The following is a 10,666-nucleotide window of genomic DNA, read 5'->3' on the forward strand; positions in this document are numbered from 1 at the left end:
CGATGGCGGTGTATCAGCCAACATAAATGTCAGTTGATAGGGCCGCATCGCGAGCAGGCTCACTCCTACAATTGGTTTTGTGTTCAACGCAGGAATACCGGGGTTTTCGGGGCCGCTGTCTGTTCAGAGCTCGGCACATCGTTGCCAGCGCCAAGACCACCACCCAACGCAGTCACCAATTCGGCATGCGCACTGAGGCGCGCCGCCTGCACCTGCTGCTGCACTTGCTGTTGCTTGAACAGCAACGTCTGCGCATTGAGCACGTTGAGGTAATCGGTGAGCCCACGCTGATAAGCGATCATCGCGATGTCGTAAGTCTTCTGCGCCGTCGCCACCGACTCGGCGGCAAAGCCTTGCTGCTTGTCCATCGATTCGCGGCGGATCAACTGGTCGGAAATGTTCTTCAGCGCATTCACCAGCGTCTGGTTGTAATGCGCCACGGCGATGTCGTAACCGGCGGAGGCTTCACCGAGTTCGGCACGCAAGCGCCCACCGTCAAAGATCGGCAACGAGATCGCCGGACCGACGTTGTAATTGAGTTTCTTGCCGGTCAAAAACTCCAGCGCGCCACCGCCGGTGGCCATGTAGCCGAGGCTCCCGACCAAATCTACGTTGGGATAAAACCCGGCATGCGCCACGTCGATCCCGCGCGCCTGCGCCGCGACTTGCCAGCGACTGGCGACCACATCGGGCCGCTGACCGAGCAATTCGGCCGGCAAAGCCGACGGCAGTTTCAACTCAGCGCCAAGGGACAAAGTCGGACGCTGCAACTGCGCACCCTCCCCCGGCCCTTTACCCGCCAGCGCGGCAAGTTGATTACGACTGAGGGCGATCTCTTCATCCAGCGCATCGATTTGCCGATGGGTTTCCGGCAACGGCGTTTCGGCCTGACTGACTTCGAAATGCGTGCCGATCCCGCCGTTCAAACGCTTCTGCGCCAGATCGAGAATCTGTTGCTGCTGCTTGAGCGTCGCCGCGATGATGTCGCGCTGCGCGTAATGCAGCGACAGTTCGATGTAGGCGCGGACGATGTTGTTCTGCAATTCCAGCTGCGCCAGTCGCGCCTCGGCCGCACTCATGTGCGCCAGATCCACCGCGCGCTCGCTGCTATTGCTTTCGCGGCCCCAGAGGTCGAGGGCGTAGCTGAAACCCAGCGCAGCGTTGTTATCCCAGGTCGTGGTGTTGGCCAGATCGCCGGGGCCGTAGAACTGATCGGTCGGCCAGTTGTGGCGTTTGAGCGTCGACTCGCCATTGACCTGCAACGACTCGGCCGCCTCGGCGACACCGGCCATGGCTTTCGCCTGGCGCACTCGCGCAGCGGCCATGGCCATGCTCGGGCTGCCTTGCACGGCGAGGTCGATCCAGCGATTGAGTTGCGGGTCGCCGTAGGCTTGCCACCATTGCGCGGTGGGCCAGTTGGCGTCACGGGCAGCGTGGGCGATGGCGTCGTCGGTGGCCAGTGAATTGGCCTCCAACGCCTTGCCCTGCGGGGCAATTCCGTCAGTTGAGATGCAGCCGCTGAGACCCAGGGTAAAAGCCAGAACACTGAGCGGCAAAAGCGCTCTGTTGATGCGACGCGGCACAGCTGCGAATTCCTGAGAAGAGGGGACATGTAGGAGCTGCCGAAGGCTGCGATCTTTTGATCTTGATTCCCTTAAAACAAAATCAAAAGATCGCAGCCTGCGGCAGCTCCTACAGGGATCGGCGCAATTCTATGGAAGGCCCTGTGCGGCGATAAGCTGGGATTTCTGTGAATCTTTGTTACGGTTAACGAGATAATCCCTTGGTCGGGGGTCTCAGCCCCCGAAACTTCGTGTCACAATTTGCCATCTCCCTTGAGAGCACCCCATGGACACTTTGCAAAACATGCGCGCCTTCAGTTGCGTCGCCGAAGCCGGCAGCTTCACCGCCGCCGCCGTGCAACTCGACACCACCACCGCCAACGTCTCGCGCGCGGTCTCCAACCTGGAAGCCCATCTGCAAACCCGCTTGCTCAACCGCACCACCCGACGCATCGCCCTCACCGAAGCGGGCAAGCGCTACCTGCTGCGCTGCGAACAGATCCTCGCCTACGTCGAAGAGGCCGAAGCCGAAGCCAGCGACGCCCACGCGCGCCCGGCCGGGCAGTTGAAAGTGCACACCATGACCGGCATCGGCCAGCACTTCGTCATCGATGCCATCGCCCGCTACCGCAAGACCCACCCCGACGTGACCTTCGACCTGACCCTGGCCAACCGCGTGCCGGACTTGCTCGATGAGGGCTACGACGTATCGATCGTGCTCGCCAGCGAACTGCCCGATTCCGGTTTTGTTTCGCAGCGCCTGGGCATCACCTACAGCATCGTCTGCGCCTCCCCGGCCTACGTGAAAGCCAACGGTGCCGCGCAAAAACCCAGCGACCTGCTCAACCACGCCTGCCTGCGTCTGGTGAGCCCGGTGATCCCTTTGGAAAAATGGGCGTTCGACGGCCCGGAAGGCCAGGAAGTGGTCACCATCAACAGCTCACCGTTTCTGGTGAACTCCGCCGACGCGATGAAAACCGCGATCATCAGCGGCATGGGCCTGGGTGTGCTGCCGGTGTATGCGGCGATTGAAGGCTTGCGCAACGGCACGCTGGTGCGGGTGATGCCGAACTACCGCTCGCAGGAATTGAACCTGTATGCGATCTACCCGTCGCGGCAATATCTGGATGCGAAGATCAAAACCTGGGTTGAATACCTGCGCGGATCGTTGCCAGAAATCCTCGCCGCGCACCAAGCCGAACTGGCCGCCTACGAACTCAGCGGCACCCTCGCCGGCGCCCGAGTCGCCAACTGACCTTTAAACACACCACGCCCCTGTAGGAGCTGCCGCAGGCTGCGATCTTTTGATCTTGCCGTTTAAAAATCAAAAGATCGTCCGAACGCGGCCCGAGCCTACGGCAGCTCCTACAGATTGAGGATTTCGCGGATGTTTCCGACAGGTCGCGTCGGTTGTCTGTCGGAAGTGAGGTGGATAGGCTTTGGGTGTCGCTGACGAATCAGCGACCGGGCTTGGTCGCTCGGGTTTAGAATGGCGCACTTTTCAAGCTTGCTTAATGGCGAGCCGTGCGTGGGAGAGCTTCGGCTCTGCCGGGTTTCCATTCCCTGGTCGACCAACCCGCGTACGGTTCGCCACCCTATTGCTTGGTCGCAGTGCTTGGCGAACTCCACTTCCCGAATGGAGCTTCACCATGATCAAACCAACACCGAATCCCCCCGAGCTCGACGACACCACCCCCTACGAATTCCCCGGCTCAAAAAGATTCCACGAAGCCGCCGAACGCGCCCTCGACCACTACCTGAAACCCAACGCACTCACCCTGCGCTTCCACAAACCCAGCACCATGTTCCAGGTCGCCCCCAATCAGGACAACGAAAGCCTGCTGGTTCACGCCTGCGAATCACTGGCACAAGCCAGCCTCATGACCAGCGACATCGCCGCCTACATCGAACTCCCGCAGCGAAGAACGATTCTGGCGATCCAGCAAATCATCATGCTCGCCGAACTGGCGGTGAACCGGGCGCTGGATAACCACGAAATAGCCCAAACCCCAACCCACAACTGATTCCCCTGTGGGAGCGAGCCTGCTCGCGAAGAGGTCAGCACACTCAATATTTCTGGCGTCTGACACACCGCTATCGCGAGCAGGCTCGCTCCTACAGTTGGATTGAGTACATCTGGCAGGAATTGGTCGGCTGTCAGGCCGCCATCGCGAGCAAGCTCTGCTCCTACGAAAAGCACAAGCAAGATCAAAAGATCGCAGCCTGCGGCAGCTCCTACACAGGATGAGCGCAAGCTCGACAAAGCTTTTGATCTTGATCCACGAGCGACGTCGGAAGGCTGAGTGGAGGGATTGATCCGGGGGAGGGAGCGCAGCGACCGTTTGGCGCAGCCAAACACAGCGAGAGGAGGTTCAGCGAAGCAAACCGTAGGCGCTGCCCCCGGATCAATCCCGCAGCGAAGGAACCCCGAGCCCCAGCGAGCGGGCCGCACGCAGGAGCAAGCCTTTTTGGTTACTTTTTCGGCGTCTGGAAAAAGTGACCCGCCGTAAGGGCGGAACCCTAAGCCGCCATCACCAAAAAAACGGATATACCCCCAAAACCACCCAAAGCCTAGTCGGCCCAGAGGCCGCCAAGACAACCCCAAGCCAGAAATGTTAGCGTGCTTAGCATCAAGCCCGACAACGAGCCAAAACCAATGAAAAAAACCGTCCTGGCCTTCAGCCGCATCACCCCGCCAATGATCGAACGCCTGCAACAAGAGTTCGACGTCATCGTCCCCAACCCAAAAACCGGCGACATCAACGCCCAATTCAACGAAGCCCTGCCCCACGCCCACGGCCTCATCGGCGTCGGCCGCAAACTCGGCCAGGCCCAACTCGAAACCGCGACCAAACTCGAAGTCGTCTCCAGCGTCTCCGTCGGCTACGACAATTACGACCTCGACTACTTCAACCAACGCGGCATCATGCTCACCAACACCCCCGACGTCCTCACCGAAAGCACCGCCGACCTCGCCTTCGCCCTGATCATGAGCAGCGCCCGCCGCGTCGCCGAACTCGACGCCTGGACCAAGGCCGGCCAATGGCAAGCCAGCGTCGGCGCCCCGCTGTTCGGCAGCGACGTACACGGCAAAACCCTCGGCATCGTCGGCATGGGCAACATCGGCGCCGCCATCGCCCGCCGTGGCCACCTCGGCTTCAACATGCCGATCATCTACAGCGGCAACAGCCGCAAGACCGAACTCGAACAACAACTCGGCGCCCAATTTCGCAGCCTCGACCAACTGCTGGCCGAAGCCGACTTCGTCTGCCTGGTCGTGCCACTCAGCGAAAAAACCCGCCACCTCATCAGCCACCGCGAACTGGCCCTGATGAAACCGGGCGCCATCCTCGTCAACATCTCCCGTGGCCCGGTCGTCGACGAACCCGCCCTGATCGAAGCCCTGCAAAACAACCGCATTCGCGGCGCCGGTCTGGACGTCTACGAAAAAGAACCGCTGGCCGAATCGCCGCTGTTCCAACTGAAAAACGCCGTAACCCTGCCGCACATCGGCTCCGCAACCAACGAAACCCGCGAAGCCATGGCCAACCGTGCCCTCGCCAACCTGCGCAGCGCCCTGCTCGGCGAACGCCCGCAGGATCTGGTCAATCCACAAGTCTGGCGCGGATAAAAAAACGGGCAAGTGCAAAACTTGCACTTGCCCGCCACAACTTGACTACATAACTTGAAATTCAACTTTAGCCCTAATAAAAGTCAAGCGCTATAAGCTCTCCACACTATCGAATTAACGATAACGCGCTATGGAGAGCGAACACCTTGAACAACATGACCACCGAAAAACTTATCCGCTACAGCAAAGTTATCTTGATGGCTTACATCAGCTTCTTTGGCCTGTTAGTGATCACCCATAACTTTTCCGACTACAATTCAAACTACGAATACGTCGCCCACATCCTGAGTATGGACACCACCACCGCCAACGAAAACATTCTGTACCGGGCGATCGACTCACCTTATCTGCACCACCGGATTTACTGGTTCATCATTACGATGGAAGTCACGTACACCGTGCTCTGCCTGATGGGGACTTATCATTTGTACCGTAAGGTCAATGACTCGGCGGACGCTTTCCATGAAGCCAAGAAGTTCTCGATCATGGGCATACTGGTTGCCATCTTCATCTATTACGTCTGCCTGCAAACTGTCGGCGTTGAATGGTTCGACATGGACACTTCGCAATCATGGAATGCAAAAGACTGGGCTCGGCACATTGTTGACTTCATCTTCCCGGTAATGATTTACATCACCTTGAAAGTCGAGCGCTGATCAACAGCGCTCTTTCTTATCAAGCCAACTTACCGTGCGGCGGAACCAAGACTGTTTTCGGTTTACGAAACACCAACACGTTACCCAACATCACCAACACAAGCCCGACCAGCGCCGGCGCCGTCCACTGATAACCTTCGGCAAACGCCGAAACGTTAAGCGCGACCACCGGGAACAGCACCGTGCAATACGCCGCGCGCTCCGGGCCCATGCGGCCGACCAGCGTCAGGTAAGCGGTAAAGCCGATCACCGAGCCTGGGATGACCAAGTAAAGCAGCGCGCCGACGTAACGCGGCGACCAGTCCATGTCGAACGGAATGCCTTTGACCAGGCACCACACCGACAGCATCGCCGCGCCATACGCCATGCCCCAGGCATTGGTGGTCAGCGGCTTGAGGCCCGCCTTCTGCTGCAGGCTCGACAGCATGTTGCCCGCCGAAAAACACAAGGTGCCGCACAACGCCAAACCGAGTCCAAGCAAGGTTTGCGGACTGGCCTGATGCCCGGCCAGTTCGGGCCAGAACAACATGCCCAGACCGAACAGCCCTAGCGCCCCGCCCATCAATACATTGCGCGCGATGCGTTGCCCAAAGAACACCCGCGCATTCAACGCATTCCACAACGTTGCGGTGGAAAAAACCACCGCCACCAGACCGCTGGGGATCCACTGGCTCGCCGTCAGGAAGCACATGAAGTTCACACAGAACAGGCACAAGCCCTGCGCCACACAAATCAAATGACCGCGACGGTTCATCGGTTGCAACCGACGGCTGAGCAGCAACAACACAAACAGCACCAGCGCCGCGAGGCCAAATCGATAAACAATCGACACCGGAATCGCCACCACCCCCAACTGCCATTTCAAGGCAATCCAGGTGGTGCCCCAGATCAGCACGGTCAGCAAATACAACGACAGGTTCATGGCGCTTACTCCTCAATAGGCCTTGAGTGTCTGCCGAGGCTTGCCTTGGGCGCTTGCAGATTCTTGCGCTTTTGTCCGGCAGTGGGCTGGCAGCGCGAAGTCTACGGAGTAGGATGCAAGGCGTTGGAGAGAACCGATCATGGCCGCAATCGATAACCTGCAAGTCTTTCAAGCCCTCAACCGCTCGCCGAACGCACGCCTTGTGCACAGCGCCGAGCTCGGTGACGGCTTGTCTGCAGCTTTGTGGACCAACCATCACGACGCGCAGGAATACGAAGCGCCGAGCCATCACACGCTGTCCTGCTACATCGCTGGCGGCACCGGCACTTTCCGTCGCGGCCAGCCGGGGCAAAAAGGCGGGCCGGACAAGCTGTGCATCCTGCCGGCCGATCACGAATCGGGCTGGGTGATCAACGGTGATATTCGTTTGGCGCACCTGTATTTCAGCGCGGAACAATTTGCCCTTGGTTGCGTTACTTTGCTTGATCGTGAGCCGCGTGAGATGCAATTGCGCGAGCAGACTTTTCTTGAAGATCCGCAACAGGCACAGCGCTTTCGGCAACTGCTGACGTTGAACTGGGACGAGCCTGCCGAGCGCTTGCTGACCAGCAGCATTGCTCACGAATTGATCAGCCACACCTTGCTCAGCCAAGTCGGCGCGCGTCAGGGTTTGCGTTTGAAGGGTGGGCTGGCGCCGCATCAGCGTCGGCAATTGGTGGAGTTCATCGACAGCCAGTTGGCCGAGCCGATCAGCCTTGGGCAGTTGGCCGGATTATGTGCATTGTCGGAATATCACTTTGCGCGGATGTTTCGGATGAGCTTTGGCTTGCCGCCGCATCAGTATGTGCTGGCGCGACGTCTGGATCGGGCGCGGGAATTGTTGCGCGGTACGGCGTTGCCGTTGGGGGAGATTGCTTTGGCTTGCGGGTTTGCCAGTGCGAGCCACTTTACCAATCGATTCAAGCAGGTGTTGGGCGGCACGCCGGGGGAGTATCGGCAGGCGTTTTTGCGTTGAGGCCTGGTTCCCCTCACCCCAGCCCTCTCCCGGAGGGAGAGGGAGCCAATTGGGGGATGCTCAAGCATTACACCGACTTGAAAGTACTTTTCTGAATCCATAATCAATTCGGTGTTTCAGGTCGCCGTATCGCGCAAGAAACCTCGGTCAGTCCCCTCTCCCTCCGGGAGAGGGTTAGGGTGAGGGGCTTTTGATTTTGACTTAAAACTCCAACGTGCTGGACAACGAAACCTGCCGCGAATCCCCCATCGACACAAAGAACCGGCTCGCCGCCGACGTGTAGTAAGTGCGATCAAACAGGTTCTTCACATTCAGCTGAAACTTGACCTTCTGCCCTTCAACCTGGGTGTCGTAAGTGGCAAACGCGTCCGCCACGGTATAGCTCGGCAGATCAAAATCATTCACCGCGTTACCCGCCCGCTCACCGACATACCGCGCCCCGGCACCGACGCGCAATTGATCGCCACCGATCACGCTGCCGAAGTCATACACCGCCGACAATGAGCCGCTATTCTTCGCCACGTTTTGCAGGCGCTTGCCTTTGTAGTCCGGGTCTTCCGTCACTTCGGCATCGGTGTAGGCGTAACTGCCGATCATGCTCCAGCGCTCGCTCAACTGACCGCTCAGATCCAGTTCCAGACCGCGCGAACGCACTTCGCCGGCGGCGCTGTAAATCGTCGTTGGGCCTTCAGCATTGGCCACCAGCACGTTGCGTTTCTTGATGTCGAAAAGCGCGATATTGCCGGTGACTTGTCCTGGCAGATCGAGGCGCGCGCCCAGCTCCCACGACTTGGCTTCTTCCGGCGCGATACTGCCGTCGAGCACGGTGCTGCTGCCGCTCAGCGGGGCGATGGTCGAGTTGGGTTTGAACGATTCGGTGTAGCTGCCGTAGAACGACAAAGCGTCGGTGTAGCGATACACCAGCCCCGCGCGCGGCACCCATTTCTGCCCGTTACTGTCGGTGTTGGCCTTGAACGGCACGCCTTTGCCGGCGTACTGGTCGTACGCCTGAAAGCGCCCGCCGGCGACCAGAATCCATTGATCGGTGAGGTGAATCGAGTCCTGCATAAAGATCGAATCGCTGCGCAGTTCATCGGTCTGCGCGCTGTCGGCGGCACTGACCGTGGTGCCTTCGACTTCTCGGCCATACACCGGATTGACGTAGCTGAAGGTGCTCAGGCTTTTCTGACGGATCAGGTCGGCGCGGTAGATCTTGCGGTACTCATCGTCGACGCCGAACACCAGGTCATGCTGCATGCCCAACACGTTGACCTTGCCTTCGAGACTGGCGGTGGTGAAACGGTCGGTGCTGATTGCGTTTTGTGTGCCGTCCATGCTCCGAGTCAGCGTGCCTTTTTTGCTGTCGATGGCGGTGACGCGTACTTGGCTGGCGTCGTAGGTTTCGCGGTTCCAGCTGTAGCCTAAATGGGCTTTCCAGTCGTCGTTGAGTTCGTGGTCGGCTTCGAAGTGATAGAGATCCGAACGCCCTTCCATGTTGTTGAACGGCTCGTCGAGGCGCTCGTTGCGCGAGATATCCAGTGGATGATTGGTGCGCGGATCGATCAGCGTGCCACGGTCGAACGGCGTGAGAAATTCGCGATGCTCGTAGGCGAACAACAGCTTGGTGCTTTCGCCGTACCAGGCCAGCGACGGTGCGATCAGGGTTTGGTGGAGCGTGCCGAAATTGCGCCAGTAATCTTCGTCTTCGTGATCGAGCACCATGCGATAGGCCAGACCGGAATCGCCCAGCGCACCGGTGCTGTCGAAAGTGCCGCCGCTGCCATTCTTGCCGTCGCCGTAGGTCGAGCCGCGCAGGGTCAGGGCGTTGTATTGCGCCAGTTCCGGCTTCTTGCTGACCATGTTGACCACGCCGCCGGGATCTTGAATCCCGTAGAGCAACGACGCCGGGCCTTTGAGCACTTCGACGCGATCGACCGTGGCGTTCATGCCTCGGCCCTGCACGATTGGCATGCCGTCGCGCATGATCGAACCGTTGCGGTTATCGCCGAAACCGCGGGTCATCACCGAGTCCTGCGTGCTGCCCAAGGTGTTGCCTTGGGTGATGCCGCTGACGTTGGCCAGTGCGTCGTCGAGATTGCGCGGCGCCTGATCGCGGATAACCTGCGCCGGGATGACGTTGACGGTCTGCGGGACTTCTTGCAGCGAGGCCGACGAGCGCATCACCGAACTGGTTTCCGGCGGCTGATAACTCAACGAATCGTCGCGCATCGAAGTGATGGTGGTGGCGCCGAGGTTCAGTGCCCCTGCGGTGGGCTGCGGCTCCAGTGCCAGGGTGTGGCTGTCGGTGCGGCGGAAACTCAGGCCGGAACCTGTGAGCAACTTTTGCAGGGCCTGTTCCGCGCTCATCTGGCCGTTGACCGCCGGGGAGGTGAGGCCGTACGGCGCTTCGTCGGTGTAGACCACGCTCTGCCCGGTGACCCGGCTGAAATCGCTCAAGGCTTGCGGCAGCGGTTTGGCGGCCAGGCTGAACGTGAACTGCTTTTGCGGCTGGCTGCTGACGGTTTCAGCGGCGCGCGCCACGCTCATCGGCAACAGCGCCAATGCCGAAAAGCTCAACGCCGACACGCCTAACCACTGTTTGACCGAACCCGATTTTGCCCTGGACTTCATGACTCATGACCTGTGTAGAACCGCAACGGATGCGAATGACTCGCAGTTTCAGTCACTACACGGATGGGGCTTGGGTTTACCTCATCACAATTTGAAAATATTTTTGCAGGTGTGTTGTCGGGGCCGACGCCTTCGCGAGCAAGCCCGCTTGTATGGTAGGACTCGAAGGGGTGGGTGGGACCAAAAGCCAGCTTCTGACTGTTAGCCCAGTACAGACTGTGGGAGACATCGGCCCCACCCCTTCCACCA

The 10,666-nt window shown here is 59.5% G+C and carries 8 protein-coding genes; 5 read left to right on the forward strand and 3 right to left on the reverse strand.

Going from position 1 to position 10,666, the window contains the following annotated elements:
* Window positions 1–83: 83 nt before the first annotated feature.
* Window positions 84–1,583 (reverse strand): efflux transporter outer membrane subunit, encoded by a 1,500-nt coding sequence (locus QMX93_RS27370; protein WP_282358637.1) that lies wholly within the window; start codon window positions 1,581–1,583, stop codon window positions 84–86.
* 265 nt (window positions 1,584–1,848) lie between these two features.
* On the opposite strand from QMX93_RS27370, the gene QMX93_RS27375 reads away from it, so the two are divergent.
* The 4 genes from QMX93_RS27375 (at window position 1,849) to QMX93_RS27390 (ending at window position 5,849) form a co-directional block, all read left to right on the forward strand.
* Window positions 1,849–2,817, forward strand: coding sequence for a LysR family transcriptional regulator (locus QMX93_RS27375; RefSeq protein WP_008088899.1), 969 nt, complete (start codon window positions 1,849–1,851; stop codon window positions 2,815–2,817).
* A gap of 394 nt (window positions 2,818–3,211) precedes the next feature.
* Window positions 3,212–3,586 (forward strand): DUF6124 family protein, encoded by a 375-nt coding sequence (locus QMX93_RS27380; protein ID WP_158829045.1) that lies wholly within the window; start codon window positions 3,212–3,214, stop codon window positions 3,584–3,586.
* A 632-nt stretch (window positions 3,587–4,218) separates the two neighbouring features.
* On the forward strand, window positions 4,219–5,193 hold the full coding sequence (locus QMX93_RS27385) for a D-glycerate dehydrogenase (protein WP_282358641.1): 975 nt from the start codon (window positions 4,219–4,221) through the stop codon (window positions 5,191–5,193).
* 146 nt (window positions 5,194–5,339) lie between these two features.
* Complete coding sequence (locus QMX93_RS27390; protein ID WP_212544033.1) at window positions 5,340–5,849, forward strand: DUF2165 domain-containing protein; 510 nt, start codon at window positions 5,340–5,342, stop codon at window positions 5,847–5,849.
* A gap of 19 nt (window positions 5,850–5,868) precedes the next feature.
* Here QMX93_RS27390 and QMX93_RS27395 read toward each other — a convergent pair whose 3' ends face one another.
* Entirely contained in the window at window positions 5,869–6,771 is a 903-nt protein-coding gene (locus QMX93_RS27395) for a DMT family transporter (RefSeq protein ID WP_159812200.1), read from the reverse strand.
* A gap of 139 nt (window positions 6,772–6,910) precedes the next feature.
* On the opposite strand from QMX93_RS27395, the gene QMX93_RS27400 reads away from it, so the two are divergent.
* Window positions 6,911–7,786, forward strand: coding sequence for an AraC family transcriptional regulator (locus tag QMX93_RS27400; protein ID WP_282358642.1), 876 nt, complete (start codon window positions 6,911–6,913; stop codon window positions 7,784–7,786).
* A gap of 201 nt (window positions 7,787–7,987) precedes the next feature.
* Here the strand turns inward: QMX93_RS27400 and QMX93_RS27405 are convergent, their stop codons facing one another.
* Window positions 7,988–10,417, reverse strand: a complete 2,430-nt coding sequence (locus QMX93_RS27405) for a TonB-dependent receptor (protein ID WP_282358643.1) — start codon at window positions 10,415–10,417, stop codon at window positions 7,988–7,990.
* Window positions 10,418–10,666: the final 249 nt, after the last annotated feature.

The organism is Pseudomonas sp. PS01303, assembly GCF_029959385.1.
Taxonomy (GTDB): Bacteria; Pseudomonadota; Gammaproteobacteria; order Pseudomonadales; family Pseudomonadaceae; genus Aquipseudomonas; species Aquipseudomonas rustica.

What these genes read in the sequence shown, in the direction of transcription:
- QMX93_RS27400 (WP_282358642.1), top strand. Translation starts at nt 6,911, where the DNA reads ATGGCCGCAATCGATAACCTGCAAGTCTTTCAAGCCCTCAACCGCTCG.
- QMX93_RS27380 (WP_158829045.1), top strand. Translation starts at nt 3,212, where the DNA reads ATGATCAAACCAACACCGAATCCCCCCGAGCTCGACGACACCACCCCC.
- QMX93_RS27375 (WP_008088899.1), top strand. Translation starts at nt 1,849, where the DNA reads ATGGACACTTTGCAAAACATGCGCGCCTTCAGTTGCGTCGCCGAAGCC.
- QMX93_RS27395 (WP_159812200.1), bottom strand. Translation starts at nt 6,771, where the DNA reads ATGAACCTGTCGTTGTATTTGCTGACCGTGCTGATCTGGGGCACCACC.
- QMX93_RS27385 (WP_282358641.1), top strand. Translation starts at nt 4,219, where the DNA reads ATGAAAAAAACCGTCCTGGCCTTCAGCCGCATCACCCCGCCAATGATC.
- QMX93_RS27405 (WP_282358643.1), bottom strand. Translation starts at nt 10,417, where the DNA reads ATGAAGTCCAGGGCAAAATCGGGTTCGGTCAAACAGTGGTTAGGCGTG.